General features: G+C 35.3%; 20 protein-coding genes. 6 read left to right on the top strand and 14 right to left on the bottom strand.

All coding sequences use genetic code 11. The annotated features are described in order from the left end of the window. Positions 1–29: 29 nt before the first annotated feature. The 10 genes from ABRY23_11250 to ABRY23_11205 all read right to left on the bottom strand — a co-directional run bounded on the left by ABRY23_11250 (position 30) and on the right by ABRY23_11205 (position 12,058). Positions 30–1,328: an aconitase/3-isopropylmalate dehydratase large subunit family protein gene (locus tag ABRY23_11250; protein MFA3783627.1), complete on the bottom strand. Its 1,299-nt coding sequence runs from the start codon at positions 1,326–1,328 to the stop codon at positions 30–32. 13 nt (positions 1,329–1,341) lie between these two features. Continuing rightward, positions 1,342–2,922, bottom strand: a complete 1,581-nt coding sequence (locus ABRY23_11245) for a 2-isopropylmalate synthase (protein MFA3783626.1) — start codon at positions 2,920–2,922, stop codon at positions 1,342–1,344. Between the two features lie 35 nt (positions 2,923–2,957). Continuing rightward, positions 2,958–4,055, bottom strand: coding sequence for a 3-isopropylmalate dehydrogenase (gene leuB / locus ABRY23_11240; protein MFA3783625.1), 1,098 nt, complete (start codon positions 4,053–4,055; stop codon positions 2,958–2,960). Next, positions 4,052–5,068 (bottom strand): ketol-acid reductoisomerase, encoded by a 1,017-nt coding sequence (gene ilvC, locus ABRY23_11235; GenBank protein MFA3783624.1) that lies wholly within the window; start codon positions 5,066–5,068, stop codon positions 4,052–4,054. Before ilvC ends, leuB begins: the two co-directional genes overlap by 4 nt. Positions 5,069–5,080: 12 nt before the next feature. Next, positions 5,081–5,593 (bottom strand): acetolactate synthase small subunit, encoded by a 513-nt coding sequence (gene ilvN, locus ABRY23_11230; protein ID MFA3783623.1) that lies wholly within the window; start codon positions 5,591–5,593, stop codon positions 5,081–5,083. Between the two features lies 1 nt (position 5,594). Next, entirely contained in the window at positions 5,595–7,313 is a 1,719-nt protein-coding gene (gene ilvB, locus ABRY23_11225) for a biosynthetic-type acetolactate synthase large subunit (GenBank protein MFA3783622.1), read from the bottom strand. A 19-nt stretch (positions 7,314–7,332) separates the two neighbouring features. After that, on the bottom strand, positions 7,333–9,015 hold the full coding sequence (gene ilvD, locus ABRY23_11220) for a dihydroxy-acid dehydratase (GenBank protein MFA3783621.1): 1,683 nt from the start codon (positions 9,013–9,015) through the stop codon (positions 7,333–7,335). Positions 9,016–9,526: 511 nt separating this feature from the next. Next, positions 9,527–10,288 carry an enoyl-CoA hydratase/isomerase family protein gene (locus ABRY23_11215; GenBank protein ID MFA3783620.1) on the bottom strand — a complete coding sequence of 254 codons (762 nt, stop codon included), beginning with the start codon at positions 10,286–10,288 and terminating at the stop codon, positions 9,527–9,529. 16 nt (positions 10,289–10,304) lie between these two features. Then, entirely contained in the window at positions 10,305–10,958 is a 654-nt protein-coding gene (locus ABRY23_11210; protein ID MFA3783619.1) for an HAD family hydrolase, read from the bottom strand. 65 nt (positions 10,959–11,023) lie between these two features. Then, the gene (locus tag ABRY23_11205; GenBank protein MFA3783618.1) at positions 11,024–12,058 is read right to left on the bottom strand and encodes an isoaspartyl peptidase/L-asparaginase family protein; all 1,035 of its coding nucleotides are present in this window, start codon (positions 12,056–12,058) and stop codon (positions 11,024–11,026) included. 167 nt (positions 12,059–12,225) lie between these two features. Between ABRY23_11205 and ABRY23_11200 the strand changes: the two genes are divergently transcribed. Next, positions 12,226–13,368, top strand: coding sequence for an aminopeptidase C (locus ABRY23_11200; GenBank protein ID MFA3783617.1), 1,143 nt, complete (start codon positions 12,226–12,228; stop codon positions 13,366–13,368). Between the two features lie 356 nt (positions 13,369–13,724). Here ABRY23_11200 and ABRY23_11195 read toward each other — a convergent pair whose 3' ends face one another. After that, positions 13,725–14,735 carry a DUF4922 domain-containing protein gene (locus ABRY23_11195; protein MFA3783616.1) on the bottom strand — a complete coding sequence of 337 codons (1,011 nt, stop codon included), beginning with the start codon at positions 14,733–14,735 and terminating at the stop codon, positions 13,725–13,727. A 269-nt stretch (positions 14,736–15,004) separates the two neighbouring features. On the opposite strand from ABRY23_11195, the gene ABRY23_11190 reads away from it, so the two are divergent. The 5 genes from ABRY23_11190 (at position 15,005) to nadA (ending at position 19,458) form a co-directional block, all read left to right on the top strand. After that, positions 15,005–15,190 (top strand): hypothetical protein, encoded by a 186-nt coding sequence (locus ABRY23_11190; GenBank protein MFA3783615.1) that lies wholly within the window; start codon positions 15,005–15,007, stop codon positions 15,188–15,190. 79 nt (positions 15,191–15,269) lie between these two features. Next, on the top strand, positions 15,270–15,770 hold the full coding sequence (locus ABRY23_11185) for a septal ring lytic transglycosylase RlpA family protein (GenBank protein ID MFA3783614.1): 501 nt from the start codon (positions 15,270–15,272) through the stop codon (positions 15,768–15,770). Between the two features lie 282 nt (positions 15,771–16,052). Beyond that, positions 16,053–17,627 (top strand): L-aspartate oxidase, encoded by a 1,575-nt coding sequence (gene nadB / locus ABRY23_11180; GenBank protein ID MFA3783613.1) that lies wholly within the window; start codon positions 16,053–16,055, stop codon positions 17,625–17,627. A 20-nt stretch (positions 17,628–17,647) separates the two neighbouring features. Further along, positions 17,648–18,520 carry a carboxylating nicotinate-nucleotide diphosphorylase gene (gene nadC / locus ABRY23_11175; protein MFA3783612.1) on the top strand — a complete coding sequence of 291 codons (873 nt, stop codon included), beginning with the start codon at positions 17,648–17,650 and terminating at the stop codon, positions 18,518–18,520. Further along, positions 18,517–19,458, top strand: a complete 942-nt coding sequence (gene nadA / locus ABRY23_11170; GenBank protein ID MFA3783611.1) for a quinolinate synthase NadA — start codon at positions 18,517–18,519, stop codon at positions 19,456–19,458. Before nadC ends, nadA begins: the two co-directional genes overlap by 4 nt. A 148-nt stretch (positions 19,459–19,606) precedes the next feature. Here the strand turns inward: nadA and ABRY23_11165 are convergent, their stop codons facing one another. The 3 genes from ABRY23_11165 to ABRY23_11155 all read right to left on the bottom strand — a co-directional run bounded on the left by ABRY23_11165 (position 19,607) and on the right by ABRY23_11155 (position 24,668). Continuing rightward, positions 19,607–20,224 (bottom strand): T9SS type A sorting domain-containing protein, encoded by a 618-nt coding sequence (locus ABRY23_11165; protein MFA3783610.1) that lies wholly within the window; start codon positions 20,222–20,224, stop codon positions 19,607–19,609. 123 nt (positions 20,225–20,347) lie between these two features. Beyond that, on the bottom strand, positions 20,348–22,363 hold the full coding sequence (locus tag ABRY23_11160) for a hypothetical protein (protein MFA3783609.1): 2,016 nt from the start codon (positions 22,361–22,363) through the stop codon (positions 20,348–20,350). A gap of 1 nt (position 22,364) precedes the next feature. Next, on the bottom strand, positions 22,365–24,668 hold the full coding sequence (locus tag ABRY23_11155) for a hypothetical protein (protein MFA3783608.1): 2,304 nt from the start codon (positions 24,666–24,668) through the stop codon (positions 22,365–22,367). Positions 24,669–24,866: the final 198 nt, after the last annotated feature.

The raw sequence follows: 24,866 nt of genomic DNA, 5'->3' as shown, positions 1-24,866 counted from the left end.
AAGTGGTTAAAAGTCAACCTTCAAAAAATTCAGGAGATAAAATCTCTTGGGTCAGTTATGAACCCATTGACTGCTGATGCCGCTACTGTTAACGGTGACGCTAAATACACCTCAGATTTTTTGCTGCCCATTCTTCCGGGAAAATTTCTATTGGTAGTTGAAATCACTACATCTCTATCAACAGCTCTGCCTATTGTGTCATCTGGACCGCCAAGACATGCTGCACAAGATGATTGCGCAATTGTGCAACCAGCTTTCTCGAATATTTCCTTAAGAGAGATTCCGTTGTAAGTTTCTATTTCCAGCTGCCTTGCAACTTCTGTACTTGCTGGAACAATAAAAGTCGGTACTTTAACAGAATTCCCAAACAGAAATTGTGCTGCAAATTTAAAATCGGTTAGCTTACCACCAGTACAAGATCCTATATAGCATTTAGTCAATTTAGTACCAGCTACATTTATTACTTTATCACGATTATCAGGGCTATGGGGTTTTGCTACAAGCGGTTCAATTTCCTCCACATTATATTCATATTTGCTGTGATATTTTGCATCGATGTCGCTGTTAAATATTTCATAAGGCTTGCTGGTTCTTTGTCTCACATATTCTTCTGTAACTTCATCTGCAGCTATAATACCGCTCATCCCTCCAGCTTCAATTGCCATATTTGTTAACGTCATTCTTTCGTTCATAGAAAGTTGGTAAACTGCTTCGCCGTCAAATTCCATTGCGCGGTAAGTTGCACCATCTGTAGAAATATCACCAAGTATTTGAAGTATTAAATCCTTAGCTGTAAGGTATTTTGGTAATTCCCCATGAAAAGTAAACTTCATAGATTCAGGCACTTTTTCCCAAATTTTTCCTGTACCTAAAATGAAAGCTGCATCGGTATTGCCGACTCCGGTAGCAAACATTCCAAAGGCACCAGAAGTACAAGTATGAGAGTCAGTCCCAAACAAAACCGTACCAGGCAAGTTATAGCCTTCTTCAGCAAGTGCAACGTGACAAACACCTTTGTACCTATCAGTGCCAACATCGTAATAATTATCTATTTGATATTCCTTAGCAAACTCGCGTAGTATTTCGACGTTTCTGTTTGCATGTTTATTTGCGGTAAAAATATAGTGGTCTGGAAAAATCACCAGCTTATTTTTATCCCAAATTTTGGCATTAGCGCCAAATTCTTTTTTCCATATTGCAATAGTAGGTGGTCCGCAGACGTCGTGAGTCATCAAGACATCCACGTTCAGCCACACATTTTCACCTGGTGTAAGGCTTTTTCTACCAGCTGCTTTTGCAAGTATTTTTTCTGTAATAGTCATTCCCATTTATTTTTTCCTTTCAAATCACTTTTGATACTGATTTTTCTTCTGCTAAATTTTCATTTTCGGCTTTAAATATTTCTAATTGATTAATAGCGTTTAAATATGCTTTTGCACTTGCTTCAATAATATCGGTTGAAATTCCCCTTCCGGTAAATGAATGTTCTTTATATCTAATTCTTACAAGCACCTCACCCATTGCTTCTCTTCCTGAAGTAACAGACCGTACTTGGTAGGATTCAACAGTATGAGAAAAACCAAGAGCTCTGTCAATTGCGTTAAACAAAGCATCAACAGGTCCATCGCCCGTAGCCGAATCAGAATACTCTTTTTCGTGGTTTTTAATTAATACTGTTGCAGTAGGGATTGAATTTGTTCCTGCATTGACGTGCATGTATTGAATTTCGTAATGTTCTTGTTTTTTAAAGACTTCATCCCCCATTAACATGCGCAAATCGTCATCAAAAACTTCTTTCTTTTTATCGGCAAGTTTAATGAATGCTTCATAAACTTTTTGAAGTTCATCTTCAGTTACGTGATAACCTAATTCTTCAAGGCGAGCTTTTAATCCATGTCTACCTGAATGCCTTCCAAGAACTATTTTTGTTTTCGGCACGCCGACAGTTTCCGGCACCATAATTTCGTAAGTTTCTCTATTTTTAAGCATACCATCTTGGTGAATACCTGATTCATGAGCAAAAGCATTTTCTCCTACAATTGCTTTATTTGGTTGAACTATAATTCCCGTAAAAGCTGAGACCATTCTGCTGGTATTGTAAATTTCTTTTGTATTAATGTTAGTGTAATATTTATAAAGGTCTTTTCGAACATTTAGTGCCATAACAATTTCTTCAAGGGAAGCATTACCGGCACGTTCACCAATACCATTAATAGTGCACTCAACTTGACGAGCGCCATTTTCAATTCCTGCTAATGAATTAGCGACAGCCATTCCAAGGTCGTTATGGCAGTGAACACTTATTATTGCTTTATCTATATTTTTCACGCGTTTTCTTAACTCGGCAATTTTATTCCCAAATTCCGAAGGCATTGTATAGCCGGTTGTATCTGGAATATTAACTGTTGTTGCACCGGCTTCAATAGCGACTTCAATTACCTCAGCAAGGTAGGAAATATCTGTTCTGCCGGCATCTTCGGCTGAGAATTCAACGTCATCGCAAAATGTTTTTGCATACTGAACCATATCGTACGACATTTTTAATATAGTTTTTCTTTTTTCAGATAGATTTTTTCCATAGCGTTCATCGGCGAACTTACCCAAGATGTGATAATCTGATGTGCTTGAAAATGTATGAATTCTCTTTTTAGATGCATCCTTAATTGCCTCATAAGCAGTTTTAATATCTATTTCTTTTGCCCGCGCCAATGCAGCAATTACAACACCAACTTCGCCAGAAATTCTTTTAACTGCTTCAAATTGTGCGGGCGAAGAGACTGGAAATCCGGCCTCAATAATATCTACATTAAGTTTTTCTAACTGCTTAGCAATTTCAAGTTTCTCGTAGACGTTTAAGGAAGCACCTGGCGATTGTTCGCCATCCCTTAATGTTGTATCAAATATCAATACTCTATCTTCCATTGTGAACACCTGTAATATTTTTATTGAAAAATTTTTTAAAGAGTAAATACACCCAATGCCTGCTCATTATAAATTTCTTCAAATTTGGTTAGAATAACAGAGGTAATTTCCTTAGTGCTAACTATCTTACTGCCTTCAGTTCCAATGTCTGCTGTTCGATAACCTTCTTCCAATGTTCTATTTATTGCTTCAATAATAAGTTCAGATGCTTTATACATATCAAATGAGTATTCGAGCATCATAGCAACAGAAGAAATAGCTGCAATTGGGTTGGCAATATTTTGTCCAGCAATATCTGGCGCACTCCCATGAACAGGTTCATATAAAGCATACTTAGTACCTATACTCGCAGATGGAAGCATTCCTAAACTTCCTGTGATCATTCCAGCTATATCGCTAAGAATATCGCCAAATAAATTTGATGTAAGGATGACATCGAATTGTTTGGGGTCTTTTACAATTTGCATTGCTGCATTATCGACATACATATTTTTAAGTCGTACTGTTGGGTATTCTTTGCTTACACTTTCAACTACTTTTCGCCAGAACTGAGATACTTCAAGCACATTTGCTTTATCTACTGATGTAACAATTCCCTTTCTTTTTATAGCTGTTTCGAATGCCATTTTTGCTATTCTTTCAATTTCATTTTTAGAATAGACCATTGTGTTCCAGGCTTTTTCTGTGTTAATACCTCTTGGTTCTCCGAAGTAAATTCCACCTGTAAGCTCACGGAAAACTACAAAATCAGTTCCTTCAACTACTTCTTTTTTTAATGAAGAGGCGTCGACTAAAGATGAAAAAACTTTAGCTGGACGGATATTTGCGAACAGGCCTAGTGACTTTCTAAGTTTAAGTAAAGCAGCTTCTGGTTTTAAATGGTGCTCAAGATTTTCCCATTTATATCCGCCTACAGCACCAAGCAAAACTGCATCAGAATCGTAACAAGTTTGCAATGTTTCATCAGTTAAAGGTGTTCCGTACTTATCGTATGAAATACCGCCTATTGGTCTTTCAACCAACTCAAACTCAACACTAAATTTTTCAGCAACATATTTCAATACTTTAACTGCCGATTCAATTACTTCAGGACCAATTCCGTCGCCAGGCAATAATGTTATTCTCTTAGTCATACACCCACTTCCTCCTTTTTATTTTTCTTAAAGAGCCAAGACATCATACCTCTTAATTTTGCACCTACTTGTTCTATTGGGTGCTCACGATTTTCTTTTCTTAACTTTTCCATCAATTTTAAACCTGATTCATTTTCTTTACGCCATTCTTCAGCGAAACTTCCATTTTGAACATCTTTCAAAATTTGTCGCATTACTTTTTTTGTTTCTTCTGTTATAACTCTCGGTCCTCTAGTCATTCCGCCGTATTCAGCCGTATCACTAACAGAATAGTTCATTCTTGAAAGGCCGCCTTCATAGTAAAGATCTACAATTAATTTTAACTCGTGCATACATTCAAAGTAAGCGAGTTCTGGTGGATAGCCCGCCTCAGTCAAAACTTCAAAACCGGCTTTAACAAGCTCAGCAGAGCCACCGCAAAGAACGGCTTGTTCGCCAAAAAGGTCTGTTTCTGTTTCGTCTTTAAAGGTCGTTTCAATAACCCCAGCTTTTGTTCCGCCAATTCCTTTTGCCCAAGCAAGAGCCATTTCTTTTGTATTGCCAGAATAATCCTGGTACACAGCAATTAAGCAAGGTACTCCGTTGCCTTCAAGATAAGTTCTTCTTACAAGGTGACCAGGACTTTTAGGTGCTATCATCATAACATTTACATTTTTAGGAGGCACTATCCATTTGTAATGAATATTAAAACCATGAGCAAATACAAGTGTATCGCCATCTTTTAAGTATGGTGCAATTTGTTTTTCGTAGACTTGTTTTTGACTTTGGTCCGGCAAAAGAATCATAATTACGTCTGCCCATTTAACTGCATCTTCAATATCTTTTACAACTAAGCCAGCAGCCTCAGCTTTTTGCCAAGAGGAGCTTGTGGGTCTTAAACCCACACAAACATTAAGTCCGCTTTCGTGTAAGTTAAGTGAATGTGCATGCCCTTGGCTGCCAAAACCAAGTACAGCAATTTTTTTATCTTGTAATGGTGTTAAGGATGCATCGTTATCATAATAAACTTTCATTTTGTACCTCAATTAATTTGTTGATAATTCTTTTTTTTGAAATTTTGCTTGCTCACCTCTTTTAAGTGCAACTGTACCCGATCTAGCAACTTCTTTAATACCGAAAGGCGATAAAACATTTACCGCAGCATCAATTTTATCTGGGGGACCAGTAATTTCGAGCATCATCGTCTTATTGTTAATATCAACAATTTTACCTCTGAATATATCGCAGATATTTTTTATTTCATCCATACCGCCTTTTTGAAGGCCGACAGTAATTAAAGCGAGTTCACGTTCAATATGATTAGAGCCGGTAAGGTCAACAACTTTTATTGTGTCGATTAATCTGTTTAGTTGTTTTACTACTTGGTCAATAATCTGGTCGTCGCCTTCAGTAACAATGGTCATTCTTGATACCTCGTTAATTTCAGTTTCTCCAATAGAAATACTTTTGATATTAAATCCTTTGCCGCTGAACATTGTAGCCACGCGGTCAAAAGCTCCAAAATGATTTTCAACTAATACTGAAATTGTATGTTTCATATTACATCAGTCCCTTTGGATTTAATCTTTTTACTATCATATCTGAAATTGAAGCGCCAGATGGTACCATTGGAAATACCATATCTTCTTTAACTACCTTAAATTCAATTAGGATTGGTCTATCTTTAACAGCTAATGCTTTGTCTAATAACGAGTCTACTTCTTTTGGATTGTCTGTAGAGTACGACTCAATTCCAAAAGCTTGACCAACTTTAACAAAGTCGGGATTACTGTTAGAAAGATCTGTAAAGCTATATTTCTCGGCGTGGAAAAGTTCTTGCCATTGACGAACCATTCCTAAAAAGCTATTATTTATTATTATAAATTTGACAGGAACTTTATAAGCGGCAGCAGTAATTAATTCTTGCATGTTCATTTGGAAGCCACCGTCTCCGCTAATTGAAATAATTGGTCTATCTTTAACTCCAAAAGAAGCCCCAATAGAAGCAGGTACAGAAAATCCCATCGTTCCTAAACCGCCACTTGTTAAATTTGAGCGCGGGTGATTGAATTGATAATATTGTGCTGTCCACATCTGGTGCTGGCCAACATCAGTAACAATTACTGCTTCACCTTTTGTTTTTTGAGAAAGTCTTTCAATAATAAATTCAGTTCTTAACCTGCCATCGTTATCTTCATAATGAAGTGGGCATTCATCTTTCCATTTATAAATTTGTTCCCACCACTCGTCTACTGCAGGTGGTTTAGGCATTTCAGCTGCAAGTTCTGCCAATACATGTTTTACATCGCCAACAATTGGCAAGTCAACTATCACATTTTTGTCTATGCATGTAGGGTCTATATCCACATGAATTTTGAAAGCATTAACGGCGAAGGTTTCAACTTTTCCTGTTACTCTATCATCGAATCTAGCTCCTAAAGAAACAAGTACATCACAGTTATTCACAGCTTGATTAGCCCAATAAGTGCCGTGCATTCCAAGCATTCCGAGCGATAACTCATCTGTACCTGGAAAAGCACCTAAGCCTTGAAGTGTCATAGTAACAGGCAATTTATTTTCTCGGGCAAAAAGAGCCAATTCACGGGAGCCCCCAGAAATAATTACGCCTCCACCCACATAAAGTAGCGGCCTTTTTGCATTGCTAATTACCTCAGCAGCTCTTTTTATTTGATTAAGATGCCCCTTGTAATTCGGCTTGTATCCACGAATGTCAATCTCTTCAGGATAAACAAATTCGCACGAAGAATTGATAACATCTTTTGGTAAATCAACCAGTACAGGTCCAGGTCTTCCAGTTGAAGCAATGTAAAATGCTTTTCTAATTGTAGGTGCTAACTCTTCAACATGTCTAACAAGGAAGTTATGTTTAGTAATTGGACGAGTTATTCCAACAATATCTGCTTCCTGGAATGCATCGTTACCAATTAAATGGGAAGGCACTTGACCAGTAAAAACAACAATTGGAACAGAATCCATGTAAGCATCAGCGATTCCAGTAACAGTGTTAGTTGCTCCTGGTCCAGAGGTGACTAACACTACTCCTACTTTACCTGTTGCTTTTGCATAACCTTCAGCCATGTGAGTTGCACCTTGTTCATGTCTAACCAGAATATGTTGCAGAAAATCAATATCGTACAACTTTTCATAAAGCTTAAGCACGGCTCCGCCTGGGTAGCCAAAAATATATTCTACACCCTCACGTTTAAGGCATTCAAAAAATATATCGGCTCCACTAAGAATTGGGTTAGCTTTTTTCATAAGAATTCCCTTTAATTTATTAATTAATTGTTTTTAAAATTGCCCCTTTACTAGCAGATGTAACCATTTCAGCGTACCTGCCTAAATATCCTTTTTTAATTTTTGGTACAAAAGGTGGAAGTTCACTCAGCCTTTTTTCAATTTCAGACTGGGGGAGTTCAACATTTAATGAATGATTAGGAATATCTATTGAAATTATATCTCCGTTTCGAAGGGCAGCAATTGGACCTCTTGCAGCAGCTTCTGGTGATACATGCCCAATACAAGCACCTCTTGTTCCACCTGAAAATCTCCCGTCAGTAATCAAGGCTACTTTATCGCCCAAACCCATTCCCATAATTGCGCTTGTAGGACTTAACATTTCAGGCATTCCGGGACCGCCGCTTGGTCCCTCGTACCGAATAACAACCACATCTCCAGGTTGAACTTCACCATTTAAAATTCCTTCTAAAGCACTTTCTTGTGATTCGTAAATTCTTGCTGGACCTTTATGAACAAGCATTGAAGGTTCAACTGCTCCTGTTTTAACAATTGAGCCCTCGGGTGCAAGATTTCCGAAAAGAACAGCCAAGCCCCCTACTTTTGAATATGGGTTATCTACTGTACGAATAACGTCTGTATTTTTTATTTCAGCATTTTTTATGTTCTCGCCAAGAGTTTTACCGGTAACTGTTAAACATGTAGTATCGATAACCCCATTTAATTTGGAGAGTTCTTTTAATATTGCAGAAATTCCTCCGGCTTGGTCAACATCTTCCATGTGAACTGTTTTAGAGGCTGGACTAACTTTACAGATATATGGCACTTTGGATGCAATTTCATTTAATTCTTTTAAGTCAAACTCAAACCCGGCTTCAAGTGCAATTGCAAGAGAATGTAAAATAGTATTAGTACTTCCACCCATTGCCATATCGAGTGCAAAAGCATTTCTAAAAGCCTGGCGTGTAAAAATATCTGAGGGTTTAATATCATTATTCACAAGGTAGATAATTTGTTTAGCAGCTTGTTTAGCTAATTCAATTCTTTTGGGGTCAACAGCTAAAATAGAGCCATTGCCTGGAAGAGCTATGCCTAAAGCTTCCATCAAACAATTCATTGAATTTGCGGTGAACATACCAGAACACGAACCGCAGGTTGGACAGCTTACATTCTCGAGCTCTTTTAATTGTTCGGAGTTAATTTCACCAGAATTAAATTTTCCAACTCCTTCAAAAACACTTATCAAATCCACTTTTTCGCCGGTCGAGGTCTTGCCTGCTTTCATTGGTCCACCCGATATAAAAATAGTTGGTATATTCAAACGAGCAGCAGCCATTAGCATACCCGGAACAATCTTATCACAATTTGGAATGCAAACAAGTCCATCGAGTCTATGGGCTTCTGCAACAGTTTCCACGCTATCAGCAATTAATTCTCTACTTGCCAAAGAAAACCGCATTCCAAGATGACCCATAGCAATTCCATCGTCAACACCAATAGTATTAAATTCAAAAGGAACGCCACCTGCTTCTCTTACTGCTTCTTTAATTACTTTTCCAAATTCTTGGAGATGCACATGACCTGGAATTAAATCCGTGTATGAATTGCAAATTCCAATAAAAGGCTTGTTAAAATCTTCTTCTGACTTAATAACGCCGGTTGCTTTTAACAAGCTTCTATGAGGTGCTTTTTCAAAACCCTTTTTAATTAAATCTGACCGCACAGTAACCTCTGATAGATTTTTATTTAAAAAATCTTCAGATATACTCGCAAGGGGTTCGGGTCGACCCCTAAGTTAATTTTTAAATAATGATGTTTGATTTAGGGATCGACCTTATTATTAGCCAATAATAATTAGCACTAGAATGCTAATAATGATCCCTAGCAGAAGAATATCTAAAGATAAGACGTTTAGTGAATTAAATGTAACAACGCGACTGTTGTCATGGGGTTGGACAACATTTAAACTTGTGGTTATATTTTTAATCGTGTTGTTCATAAAACTTGTGTGCAAATATAGGAGCTTATTTTAGTAGTGTCAAGAAATTTATTTTTTGTTCCGAATAAAATTTACTATTAGATGAATAAAAATACGGCTATCTACTTTCTGCTTGAAAATCTTTCTATTAGAACCGCTAATAGAATTCTAGAAACTTTTTCCGTTCGGTAAAATTAGTGGGATTTTTTAACGACTCACTTTTCGAGCAAACAGCCAAGTTATTTGTAACACTCAATTATTTATTAGTTTTAAATTGTTGTATATACTTTTTTGTAAAATCCGATAGAACCAGTTTTCCACTTATCTCAGCGCGTTCTTCCAGCAGCTTATCCCAACTTTCTGTGCCGTGCCAAAATACTTTTTTCAATTGTTCAATAGCTTCAGGGTTGCAGCCTGCAATTTTACTTGCAAGTTTGGAAACTGCATCATCTACTTCATCAATTGTAGCAAATACTTTTGTAAACAGTCCAGCATTTTTTGCCCAAAATGCATCGTGCCATTCAGCATCAATTGACATAGTAATAAAATTTGTGCTGCCTATTTTTCGTTCTACAGCAGGACCAACAACAAAGGGACCGATTCCCAGTGCTAATTCACTCAATCGAACTGAGGCTTCACTTGAAGCTAAAGTATAATCTGCGGCAGCTGCAATGCCGACACCGCCGCCAGCACATTTACCCTGTATTCTTGCAATTATGAATTTAGGGCACTTTCTCATTGCATTAATTAATCTTGCAAAGCCCATAAAAAAATCTTTCCCAGTTTTAAAGTCGTTAATTTCCAACAGTTCATCGAAGGAAGCACCTGCACAAAAAGTTTTATTTCCTTCACTGCGCAATACTATTACTTTAGCATTTTTTTGTTTTGCAAAAGAATCAACTGCAGCTGTTAATTCTTTCAATAATTTTTTAGTAAGAGAATTACTTTTGGGGTGATAAAAAGAAATTGTAGCTACTCCATTGTGTAAATGAGTTGTAATTTTACCATCGTTATTCATATAACCCCCGTAATGCTCAACCCTTATTTTCCATAACTATATTAAATATTTTTTCAAAATTATCAATAACAAAATCAGGCCTTTCATTTATTAGTTCTTTTGCTTTTCTATAACCGAAAGTGACAGCACAAGTCCATATGCCAGCATTTTTTCCGCATTGAATATCTAATTCTGTATCTCCTACCATTAGCGATTGGCTTTTTTGTACTCCAAGCTCGTTTAAAATTATTTCCAATGGTTCTGGTGATGGTTTATTTGCAATACCGTCTCTTCTACCCATTATATAATCAAGGTATTTGTCTATTTTAAAATATGCTGAAATTTTTTCCGCTTGATCCTGCCCCTTTGTAGTTAACAATGCAGTTTTAACTTTATTTTTTTTAAGACGAGTTAAAGTCTCTGTTACCCCTGGATATAACGACGAAGTATTTATAAATCCAAAATAAAGCGATTTATAAATACTAATAAACTTTTCAAAATCGGGTATTTCAATATTAAATTCTCGGAAAATGTCAATAAAGTGGTGACCAAGTCTCGAGTAAAATTCTTCTTTTGGCAAATCACCCCGTATACCAAGCTTTTTCATTGTTGCTACGGTAGTATCATATATAGTTAAATGAGAGCTTACCAGAGTTCCATCCAAATCAAAAACCACACAATTTATTTTCATAATAATTTCTCGTAATATTTTAGAAAATTTATTTTACCAAAGGCATGCAAATCAAAAATAATTTTTTATTGCTTATAAAATTTAATTACAGGTTCGCTTCCTTCAATGTGATAAGCGCGGTACATGCCTTCGGTATTAAATGGCATTGCGATGTTTCCATCTTTGTCAATTGCAATTACACCTCCATCGCCGCCTAAAGCCGGAAGTTTTTTCATAATCACTTCATCTGCAGCATCTTTCAAACTCATTCCTTTATATTCCATCAAATCAGAAATATCTTTTGCAACGTTAAGTCGAATAAAAAATTCACCCCAGCCAGTTCCAGAAACGGCGCATGTTCTGTTATTGGCATAAGTACCAGCACCAATAATGGGTGAATCGCCAACTCTTCCGTAGAGTTTGTTGGTCATTCCCCCGGTTGAAGTACCTGCTGCAAGGTTTCCGTTTTTATCCAATGCTACTACTCCCACAGTGCCGAACATTTCATCTAATGGTTCTGAATAAATTGGTTTTGGGAGGAACCCTGTTTTGTTTTGCCTTTGTTTTTTTTCCTGTTCTTTTATCTTTTGAAGAGCATCCCATCTTTCCTTGGTAAAAAAGTATTTACTGTCAACAAGTTTAACTCCATGCTCTTTAGCGAATTGTTCCGCACCGTCGCCAACCAAAAGTACGTGAGGGGATTTTTCCATTACCATTCTTGCAAGCGAAATTGGATTTTTAATGTGAGAAACCCGTGCAACAGCACCAGCTTTCAAAGTTTTTCCATCCATTATTGAAGCATCGAGTTCATTGATTCCATTAGCAGTAAACACTGCTCCTTTGCCTGCATTAAACAAAGGTGAATCTTCCATAATGTTTATAGCGGCTTCAACTGCATCCAGACTGCTGCCGCCATTTTCTAAGATTGAGTATCCTTTCTCAAGTGCTTCCTGAAGCTTGTCATGGTAGGCTTTTTCTTTTTCGGGTGTCATGTATTTCTTAAGAATCGTGCCGGCACCGCCGTGCAGTGCAATCCCAAATTTATGATTGCTCTGTGCGTAAGAAACCACTAAAAAAAACCAAATAAAAACTAATAGGAAATATTTAACCGAAATTTTCATTATCAATCCCCTTATTGTTTATCTCATTGGAAAAATTATATGTGTCAACCGAAAAAAGCAAAGAAAAGTTTTTACCCAACTCAATTATTTCCTTCCCTTCTATTTAAGATACATAATTGATAAATTAATACCTCTTTAATTAATATTCTCTTAACACAGGAGGTAAAATGAAAATAAAAAACATGTTTTACGCAGTTATGATTTTAATGTTTGCTGTCGCCACAATTAATTCACAAAATAAAAACAAAGACGACAACAAAGAAAAAAAAGATAGGCATATATTCACAATGATTTATGAAGTAGGCACAACCCCAGTAAAAAACCAGGCAAGAACTGGAACATGTTGGGATTTTGCTACACAATCTTTCCTTGAAAGTGAATTGATGCGGATGGGAAAAGGCATTTATAACCTTTCAGAAATGTTTAACGTAAGGTATACTTATCCACTTAAAGCCGAAAGATATGTGAGATATCATGGATTGACCAATTTTGGACCAGGTGGACAAGCTCACGATGTTCTAAAAATTTTTGACACTTACGGAGCTGTTCCTGAAAATGTTTATCCAGGTTTGGAACCAGGTGACTCGCTCCACGATAACTTTGAATTAGATGCCATACTAAAATCTGTTTTAGATACTATTGTAAAACAACATAAAATCACTCAGCATTATAAAGAGATTGTGAATGCTATTTTAGATATTTACTTTGGAAAAGTACCACAATCTTTTGAATACAAAGGAAAAACTTATACACCCAAAAGCTTTGCTGAAAGTCTGGGTATAAATACTAAAGATTATGTTGAAATAACATCTTACACACATCACCCATTTTACACTAGCTTTGAACTAGAAGTACCTGATAATTGGGCTGAAGGCAAATATTACAACGTTCCAATTGATGAACTAATTAAAATTATGGATAATGCCTTAGCTAACGGCTATTCAGTTGCATGGGACGGCGATGTTGGCAGCGACAATTTTTATCGTAAAGAAGGATATGCAGTAGTTCCAGTTGAAAATGATACAGCTAAGACAGGCCCTGAAAAAGAACAAAATATTACGCAAGAAGAGCGACAAAAAGCATACGACAATTATACTACTACAGATGACCATCTTATGCACATAACTGGTCTAGCAAAAGATCAAGCAGGCACAAAATTCTATTACACAAAAAATTCGTGGGGCACAAAAGATAAAAAATATGATGGTTATTGGTATCTTTCTGAACCATTTGTAAGACTTAGAACAATTGCAATTATGGTTCACAAAGATGCTATCCCGAAAGATATTCGATTGAAATTGGGCATTTAACTCGTAAACTATTATGACTGTTCAAAAAAGTAAATTTTATGCTTATGCGAGAATAAGAAATAAATTTTTATTAGAAATAAAGCTTTAATTCATAAAACTGCTGGGATAAAATTTATCTTTATTTCTTTTTTGAACAGTCTCATCTTAATAATACTTAATGCTACCCAAATTAAAATGACTCAAACAACTTTTCATTTGAAAATTTAACCCAAATTTTTCACTAAAAAATTTTCCTTACGGGTCTATAATCTAAAATCATAAATAATAAATAATAAATTACTTTGTTAGTTGGGAGCAAACAAAATGAGGATTCGCATTAGCTAAATTTATTATACACTTTTCCAGTTAGTCAAATATCACTTAGCCGCAAAAACTTCCTTTAATTTCTTTTTCAGGTACTCAAAGTATTCAGTAGTTAAAGTTACCTGCTTGTAAACGTCAAGTACTATCTGACTTGTTAGCCTATTAAAATCATTTTCACGAGGTACAATTAGCAGCCCGGAAAGATCAACCGCGGCTGGACTAATAGCAAAATTATTTTCGTTCTTTTCGAAATAGTAAGTGGGGCGATGTTTTAATCTTGGAAAGATAAAAACATGCCATTTTTCTTTTTCAAATTTGCTAAGAATATTAAACATTGGTTCTGGCTTAGAGGAAGATATTTTTCTATAGTTATTGAAAAAAATTTTGAATGCGTAAAGTAGTTCTCCTTTGCTATCAGACTCGAATAAAAAAAACTTAGCCGGATATTTTTCTACACAGTAAATTTCTAATTTATCATTTTTAAAAATGCATGTTGAGAGTTCTTGCTTAATTTGATAATAGTTTTTTTCAAGAGGCATAATTCCATTAGTAGCCGCCTGAAAATGCATGTGGTCAGGTGCAGAAGCACCACATTGGGGACCATTATAAAAAACCACAAAATACTTACTTAAATCTTTTGTAAGGTTCAACAAATCACCAAAAGCACCCACAATTGTCTGAGGTTTATGCCGGGTTCTCACAATTGTAAAATGCTCTGGAAAAATTGGATATGGATTGCATAAAATTAAATAGTTTTTTTCATAAGGTAACGCTATTTGTTCAGCTGGTAAATTATCGAGACACAAAAAACATTTTCTGTTTTCTATAGAATCTTTATCAACAGCAGCAGTAGTAGATTTTATGCGAGCGGGATTAAACTGAGCTATTATATCATATAAACCAAAGTTAAATTCCTTTGTCTTAACCTCCTTTAAATTTTGGATATTTTGTTTTAGAAGGTCCCATTTCTCTAATTGTATATAAAAAAAGTTCTTGACAGCTTCACTGAATAAACCATTGTTCTGCGTCTTTAAGTTCTTGATATCAATAATTTTCTTAATCATTATTTCACTTTATGCCTATATCAAAAATTTTTGCAAGATAAATGAACTTAAAAATACCACCCAAAATTATCTAAAAAATTGATTTAATACTTCCATGATTTGTAAAAAATGCAGGAATACTCAATCCACTACAACTAAATTAATTTTTAGCTAACATATTAATTGTTAATACTTAAATGAAACACAAAAATTTTCTTTTGTAGTACAGGATAAATTACCTAAATTAGTCCATCAAATTTAGAGAGAAAGTTACATTAGTTAGAGTTTTAATGAAAAAAGAATTAGTGACATATAATTCTAAAAAAATGATATGGGAAACTATTCACCTACTGCAGTCTATACCATCATTTAACTTAGGTAAAAGTATTCTTGCTTACACTCTATACTTATCATTTAATTCTAATGTTAAATTCGGGTCTGCACACCCACTTTTTCCTGCTCACTTAGCAATATAGGTTTTTAACTGGTTGCTTTTTACTACGCCAAATTTTTATAACAACAATTAGGTATGTATAACAAATAAGAGAGGTAATATTGAGTAAGTTAAAACTTGCCTGTGCAAGCAGGTTAGTAATCATCATTACATTTATAGCTGCAAGTATCGGTTTTACAGGGGTATCCGATACTTCTGCCATTGAATATAATGATGCAACTACTAATTCAATAAGTAAAGATGCTTCACCGAATCTTTTTTCTGTAAAATTAAAAGATAAAGGGAAAATGATAGCCTCATGGTACGGTCCAGGCTTTCATGGTAGACTTACAGCTAACGGTGAAATTTATGACCAAATGGCTCTTACAGCTGCCCATAAATCTTTACCCTTTGGTACAATGCTGTTGGTCACCAACCTAAAAAATGGAAAATCTGCTCTTGTTAGAATAAACGATAGAGGCCCTTACATTGAAGGCAGAGACCTTGATCTTTCTAAAGGGACTGCATTAGCACTTGGAATGATAAGACGAGGCGTTATTAAGGTTAGCGTAAAGGAAGTGCTTCTTCCATTTAATACTTCACCAGCATTAACACTAAATTAAAATAAAAAACAAATGAGAAATAGAACCCAGCTTTAAATTAATTAAGGCTGGGTTTTTTATTCATTAAACTCTAATTTAACAGGCACATCAAAAACCAACATAAATTTTGCATCAATCATTATTTGAAACATTAATTTCAAACCATTCTTAAAATAAAAAAGCTGTTTTTGATAGATATCGATAACCTAAACTCCTGCTCGACATAAAAAATCAAATAAGCTGTCAATTAATAAGTTATCTTAACAAAATTTTATAACTTTGCTTCTAAAAAAATAATTTATCATGAGTAGAGTTTTAAAGTATGATTATGTAATAATTGGCTGTGGACTTGCAGGCTTACATACTGCGCTAAAAGCAAGTAAGTATGGCAAAGTTTTAATAGTTTCAAAATCGACGCTTCAAATCAGCAATTCATATTGGGCGCAGGGCGGTATTGCAGCAGCAATTAGTCCCAACGACAGCACAGAAGAGCATTATGCAGACACAATAAAAGCAGGCCGAGGGTTGTGTAAACCAGAAGCTGTAAAAATTTTAGTAGAAGAGGGCAGACAACAAATTATTGAATTAATAAACATGGGTATGCCGTTCGACAAAAACAAAAATGGAGAAATTAGCTTTGGACTTGAGGGCGGACATTGTAAAAGAAGAATTCTGCACGCTGGCGGAGATGCTACTGGAAAAGAATTAGTTAAGTTTGTCACTAAACTAATATCAGAGAAAAAGAATATTGATATTTTAGAAAATACTATTGTACATAAACTTTTAGTTAACGACGGTGAATGCAATGGTGTATCCGCTTATAATTTATCACAAAAAGAAAATTTATTGTTAACTGGCAAATCATTTATATTGGCTACAGGTGGTGCATCTGCAATTTATTCAAGAACTACTAATCCACACGTATCTACAGGCGAAGGAATTTCCTTAGCCTACGAAGCAGGCGCTGAAATTGAAAGTATGGAATTTATACAATTCCACCCAACTTCATTTTACACAGAAAGCGGGGAGACATTTTTAATTAGTGAGGCAGTAAGGGGTGAAGGAGCTATAATTGTAAATCACAAAGATGTTAGATTCCTAAACGAACAAAAAATAAACGAATTAGCACCAAGAGATGTTCTATCCACAGCAATATTTAACGAAATGAAAAAAACCAAAAAACAATTTGTCTTCCTAAAACTAAATCACTTAGATCCACAAAAAATTAAAAGTCGTTTTTCAAACATCTATAATGAAGCAATTAAATATGGAATTGATATTACTAAAGACCCAGTACCAGTAGCCCCAGCTGCTCATTACATGATTGGGGGGATTAAAACAGGAATATATGCACAGACAAATATAAAACGACTTTATTCTGTAGGTGAATCAGCATCTTCTGGGGTTCATGGTGCAAATAGATTAGCAAGCAATTCACTCTTAGAATGCCTCGTTTTCAGTAACAGAGCAGTAGAAAATATGAAAGATTTAGAAATAAATAACCAGCAGTTTTTTGAACGAACAGCTCCCTTTGTAGTCAATGAAAATAACAAACCAATTTATATCCAATGTAAGAACTATATTTCTGAGATTCTTTCGAATAATGTAGGCATTGTAAGAAATCACGACTGCCTTTCGACTGCAAAAAAACAGTTAGAAGAAAAATTCATCGATTTTCAAAATCAAGAAGACGAGCTTTATTTATCACGTTGCAAAAGCTTACTTACAGTAGCAAGTCTAATCACTAACGCTGCACTATTTAGAAAAGAAACCCGCGGCTGTCACATTAGAAGTGATTTTAAAGATGAGGACAAGACACTAATTTGTACAACTATACAGAAAAAAGGTGAATCTATAAAATTTCAAAAGATCAATTAATAAGGCACTATTGCAATTCCATGCTGAACAAAAAAGAAATATTAAATATTGTTAACAATGCCCTTCGTGAAGATATTAAAACTGGTGACATTACTACAAATTCCTTAATACCACCTAATAAAAAAGCAAAAGCCAAATTAATTGCTAAAGAAGAGGGGGTAATTGCGGGTGGATTTGTGGCGAAGTTAGTTTTTCAACAACTCGACCCAAAAGTAAAGTGGAAACAATTTGTAAAAGATGGCACATATATACATAAGGGTATGACAATTGCAGAAATTACAGGCTCTTACAGAGCACTGTTAAGCGGTGAAAGAACAGCACTAAATTTTTTACAAAGGATGAGCGGCATTGCAACATTAACAAGAAAATTTGTAAACAAATTACATGGGACAAATACAAAAATTCTTGATACAAGAAAAACGGCACCCGGATTAAGAATCTTAGATAAATACGCAGTGAAAACCGGTGGCGGCGAAAATCATAGAATGGGCCTTTACGATCTTATTATGATTAAAGATAATCATATTGAAGCTGTGGGAAGCATCACAAAAGCTGTTGAACAAATTAAAGCGAAATCCCCAAAAAAAGTAAAAATAGAAGTTGAAACTAAAAATTTGAGGGAAGTAAAAGAGGCATTGAATTGTAAAGTAGACATTATTATGCTTGATAACATGAGTCTAAAAAATATGACTAAGGCAGTCAAATTAATCAATAGTAAAGCTTTGGTAGAAGCCTCAGGCAAAATGACACTTGATAAAATTAAAAAAACTGCTAATACAGGGGTGGACTTTATTTCAGTTGGAGCCTTAACCCACTCTGTTAAAGCTTTGGACATTGGTATGTATATAGTTAGTAAAATGCCAAATTATAAAAAGGAGCAACAACAAAAATGACCCACACCGAAATAATCAATGAAATAAATCGTTTGAAGACCGAAAAAAATGCAGTAATCTTAGCTCACAACTATCAAATACCTGATATTCAAGATGTAGCAGATTATGTTGGTGATTCGCTTGGACTTTCAATTGAAGCATCAAAAACAGAGGCTGATTTAATCGTTTTCTGCGGTGTTCATTTTATGGCAGAGACTGCATCAATAATTTCCCCTCAAAAAAAAGTTATAATACCCGACCTCAACGCCGGCTGCTCTTTAGCTGCATCTATAACTTTAGAACAACTACGAGCCTGGAAACTAAAGCATCCTGATTCAGTAGTGGTTTCGTACGTGAACACTACCGCTGAAATTAAAGCCGAAAGTGATTACTGTGTAACTTCATCTAATGCTGTTAAAGTAGTAAACTCTATCCCGCCTGATAAAAAAATACTTTTTCTGCCTGATAGATTTTTAGGACACTATGTTTCGGCAGTAACTGGAAGAGAAATGCAAATTTGGAATGGTGCGTGTCACGTTCACGAAAAAATAGGTGATATTAATTTTGATAATGCACGTATTGAACACCCTGATGCAGAATTTTTAATTCATCCTGAATGTGGTTGCTCTTCTTCCTGTATGCTTAAATCACAAATGTATTTCGATTGTAAAGATATTCATATTTTTTCTACTGAGGGCATGATTAATTACGTTAGAAAATCCAACAAAAGTGAATTTGTAATTGCTACTGAAATTGGTATTTTGCATCGATTAAAAAAAGTAAGACCAGATGCAAGATTTTTTCCGCTAAGTGAGAATGCTGTTTGCGAATACATGAAGATGATAACAATTGATAAACTATATTATGCGCTTTTAAATGAGCAATACGAAGTGAAGGTGCCTGAAAAAATTGCTTCAAAGGCTAGATTACCAATTGAAAGAATGTTAGCTGTAGTGTGATTGTAATTTGCTTCTTTCATCTCCCAAAATATAAGTCCACACACCAAGCTGCAAGCGGTTTCAAGGCCTGCATCTATTAATGCCGGTGTCTGATGCTCTGCTTCGAAATTTATGGCCGCGACGAATTCAACAACCGTACGCGTATCCCTTACTTTGGCACCATCATCTTTTTAACAAGATTTACTTTTTCAGCAGTCAATCTGTAGATATACATTCCACTTGCTAAGTTTTCTGCGTTAAATTTCTTTTCGTAGTAACCGACTTCTTGTCTTTCATCTACCAATGTTACAACTTCCCTCCCGAGTATGTCATATATCTTTAATGTGACTTTGCTCGACACTGGTAACTGATAACCTATCACTGTTTCCGGGTTAAATGGATTCGGATAGTTCTGTTCTAATTTATATTCTGTTGGGGACTCGTATCCAATCAATATTTCTTTTGTCCAGCTTCCTACTTTGGTCGTAATCAAGAATTTTAATGTGTCTGTTTTATTTATATCTACCGTTCTGTTTACATCAAAAGTAAATTCAACATCTTTGGAGCTTTGCTTCTCTATCTTTTCTATTTCTTTTTCCGAAAGTTGAAAGTTAATGCTTGAAAGTTGTTTTGATACGACTGTTTTTATATCGGTCATATCAGTTGCGTTTGACGAGTTCTCTATTGTCAATATTATTTTGTTGCCTTTTGTGCCGGGAGTTAATCTATGTATTGCTTGCGCCGAAATCATTCCGGCTAACAACAAAAATGTTATTATTGTTTTCATTTTTTATTTCCCCACCTTTATTACTGAAACTAAATAGAACACGGATAACACAGATAACGCGGATTTTCACGGATTATGAGTCTGTGTAAATTAGTCTAATCCTTGTTTTATAATTTTCTGTGTTTATAAACTAAATTCTACTACATTGTTTGTACCTATGTTTTGTGTCTTATCTTGCTGTATTCCGTTATAATTTACTCTGAATGTTAAATTTGCCGGAAGTAATTCTTTCGTTGCCTCACCGTTTACTGTTGTTCCTAAATCTCTCCATCCTCCAGAATAGTATCTGACAGTTGCATTGTCAATCGGCTGATTCTGTCGATCCGTAACACGAACGGTACATAAAACTGTAGTGAAAACAACCGTGTTATTTGTTCCTATATTCTGAGCCTTATCGTTGGAAACAAATTCATAAGTAATTCTGAAAGTGTAATTGTTTGGCAATAGTTCTTTACTAACTTCTCCGTTTGTTGTTCTACCAAATTCTCTCCACCCGCCTGAGTAATATTGAATTGTGCCCGTGTCGATTAAATTGTTTTGACTATCTCTTAACTGAACCACAACATTAACTGTTTGAAATTCAACAACAGGATTGGTGCCGATATTTTGTTGTTTATCTTTACTTGCAAAAGCGTAGCTCATTCTAAATGTATAGTTGTTTGGCAGCAGTTCTTTGTTTGCAACTCCGTTGACGGTTACGCCAAAATCTCGCCACCCCCCAGCGTAATATTTAACCGTCCCTTCTTCTGTAATCAAATTGTTCTGGCTATCCTTCAGTTGAACCGAAGCTTTAACGGTTTTGAATACAACTGTTGAGTTAGTATCCAGATTTTGTGTTTTATCGTTGCTTGCAAACGAATATGTCATTCTAAATGTATACTGTACGGGAAGTAATTCTTTTGTCGCTATTCCATTTGTAGCCGTACCAAAGCTATGCCAGCCACTAGCATAATATTGTACTGTTCCCCCATCTATAAGATTACCTTGGCTGTCTTGCAGTTTTACTAATGTATTTACAGTCTGAAAAACAACCGTATCTGAACTAACGTCTACATTTGATTTGGTTTGTGAGCCGTATTGGTATGTCATTCTTAAGCTTACTTTTTTTAGTTGTGTATTAACGATAAATGTTCCGTCGCCGTTATCAATTGCGTTTTTCCATCCGCTTTCGTAATACTGTAAGCTGCCGCCGGGGAGTTTTCTACCAGTGCTGTTTATCAATTTAACGGGCATGCCGCTTGGAGGTTGTGGTAATTTGCTTAATAAATACTCAGTGTTATAACGCAGCAGTGCATACGCCTCGCTTGTTATAAAAGAAGAAGAGTCGATATTAACCTCACTTACAATATTTTCCAAGTAAGAGCGAGCTTGTACAAGATTGTTTTGTTGAATAGAGGTTTTTGCATCGGAAAGGAATAGCAGATATTTGTTTTTGACTTGTTCTTCTCTTATCCAGTTCAGATCATAGGCACGTTGATTATAACTGATAATTGAATCGATTATATTTACGAGACTTAAGTCATCAGCGAAAAAGTTAGGTCCTATAGTCCATGTGTTATAGTCTAACGAAGAAAGAAGGGAGTCCATTTGTGATTCTGTCATGTCTGATGTAGTATCTTCGATACTTGGTAACTGGTCAATGATTGTATCCTTAGCAATTGAAAAAGTTACCCTTCTTATAGAAGGAATTCCTTTAGTGTTAATTTCGAAATTATTCAATGAATCTCCTGGCTTTAAATAGCCGAAACCAAAGAAACTCACTGAATAATTTAACGATGGATAACCTAGCGCATAATCATTAGGTGTCTCGGATACACCGAAAGGAACAGCTTTCCCTTGAATAAAATTATAACTACTGCTGAAGAATGATCTTAGTAATTCGTTTTTAAATTTTAATCCAATTGTATCTACATCTACGTTTTGTTCTTGAGATAAACTTATATCAATATCAAATGAGAATATATCGCCTGAACTTGTTATATCATTATATATACTATACTTATAATAATATAAACTATCCCCTAGTGAATAAACAACACTACACCAGATTCTTGCATTTTTGATCTTGGGGTAATTTTGTCCCCATGTTATAGTGCAAATTAGATTCATAATTAGTACTAAAAAGAGCTTTGATTTCATTTTAATTTCCTCCTAAAAACCCATAGTGTATTTGCGGCCTTTCAGGATATCGCCTGGCTTTATTTTTTAACATAAATATCGTTAGCATATTAATTTCAAAATCATTCATTCCTGATCTGTTTATATCGACACTTAATCCAACTCTGTGAAATGAATGATGACTATAAACGTTCCAGTCTCCGTTGTATTCATATGCCCCACCCCAAATTAAACTCATGTCGTTTACAGCTAGAACGATGCCTAACTCAGTGTTCTTGTATTTTTTTGACCAATCGTAAAAATTGTTGAGAACTCGAACTAGATTATTTCTCATTTCTCCAGTGCAATAGTGGACGTCAATATGTTTGCTGGGAATTGCTCCTACTAGCGACCATTTACCTTCGTTGTTAACATTACCAAAGTTTACAAGGTCAGGAACTTTTACTTCTATACCTGTTTCATCATTTATCTCAGGATTAGAAGTTAATTCTGCTTTTATTATATATTTCCCAGAGACTTGAGAGGCTAATAAATTATCGACTACTATTTGTCCATCAGCATTTGTTGAAACAATTATCGGATTTCCTTTAGTGCTACCACTTTTTAATTCACCAGACAAATATAGCGGAAGAGGTGGAATGGTATGTTCATGTCCACCAGTTCCTTCGATCCTTTCTAATGTGATTTTTACATCCTTATTTGGTATGGATTGATTTCCACGTGTGAGATCAATATATAAACTTGAATATGGATTATAACCTGGTCTGTCAGCTCCCCTACTTTTACCATTAGTTTGATTCGGTAAATAAGGCCAGATTTCATTAGGCCCTGTTAAAGTAATTTTTATTTTCAGATCTCCACTTTTTACTATTAATATCTCTCCGTAACCCGATATTTTATTTTCACCCGGATTTATAAACGCTGGTTTTATTGTTGAACTTGACTTTTCTTTTAGGTTTGTTCCGATTATACTCGTTGCAGGACTTCCACCCTCTTCAAATGTTTCAGCATAAATTTTAATTCTTGTTGTGTCTTCTAAAGTGTCAAATGAGTAGAACCGCAACCCAGCTTGCCCTACATACTGAAACTCATTTGAATAATAACCCTCTTCTTCGGAGTATAAAATCCCAAAGTCTGTTCCATCTGCGATTTTTATGTTAAATAATTGGTCGGAAGGAAAGTCCACAATTTGACCATCACTTGTAAGTTTCTGCAAATGTATTGCCGTTGAATCCCATGGACTTAGCTCATTTTTATCGAAAGTAATTTTCATCTCGGGAGGTCTATTTAGATTATTTTTAACATAAAACTCGATAAAGACAGTTTTTGGCGATACAACTATATCATCGCAAGATATTTCTACCTTTACCAAGGCAACTGAATCCGGGTTCTGACTCCCTTCAGTTCTGAAATATATTCCTCTCGATACATCAAGATTATCTGTTTGTATTTGATCCCCATGAACCTTTTCTGTATATAATTCACCATATTGACTCCCTTCAACTATTCTCGCAGTAAATAAAACTTCATCATTCAAGCCACCTCCGTTTCGAGGTATTCCAATAAGATCACTCTTGCATTCGTTTACTTCCAAAGTAACATCAATACTATTTTCTGAGTTATAATCTATTGTATCACTCTCACTTCTAGCAGTTAATGTATAAGTCGGGCGTTTGATAAAGGTATGTACGTAATATGGTGGATTGCCTTCCTCCGTTACGCTATAAATTACTTCTTCTTCTCTGTTCCATATTCCCTTAAAATGAACGGAATATTCGTAGAAATAACAGCACCAATAATACGGCTGGTTGTCAATATCGATGTATTTTACTGAATCATATATTGTCACATAAGTGCCGTCTTTATAAACTTTCGGCCATAGATCTTTCCCTTTTACTGTTACTGAATCCAAAATAGTTTTTATCCATGTAGTTCCGTCCCAATAATTTCTCTGAAAATCGAAATACTCTCTGCCGGATATAATTTTGAAAGTATAATATTTGCTTGTGTCAACATTGTATGTATACGACGATTGTAAAGCCTGCCTGCCGGGATTTAATGGATACCACGAATTCTGCCACACAACTTGAACGGGGTTATAATAATCATCTTCACGTGGCGGTGGTGAGCAAGGCCACCAATCCGGATGATCTTGTAGCTGTGGGAAATTCTTCAATTTGTTCTGTGGTGTTAAACTAACTTTCTCTTTTATTACGGTTTGTCCTTTACGATGCTCCGCCGTCAGCAGAAAAAATACAAGGAATAGTATAATCACTCTGAGAGGTAATGAGATTGAATTGAAAATATGAAGAAGGGTTTCATTCACATAATCCTCCGTGTCTAAATTCCTATAAAAATTTGGAATAAAGAATCTAAATAGTCAAGAAAAATTTCATTTTAAAAGTTTAGTTGCGCACGCAAAAAAGTGTAACATCTCCACTATCTGAGTTTAATTGTTTCAAAAAGTTAATTTTTTTTCTGACCTTTTTGATGTATTCTGCACTCGTCTTTTGGTCTAGGTCAA

The sequence above is a fragment of the Melioribacteraceae bacterium 4301-Me genome, assembly GCA_041538185.1.
In the GTDB taxonomy this organism is placed as follows: domain Bacteria; phylum Bacteroidota; class Ignavibacteria; order Ignavibacteriales; family Melioribacteraceae; genus Pyranulibacter; species Pyranulibacter aquaticus.
This window is presented reverse-complemented; position numbering and strand designations above follow the sequence as displayed.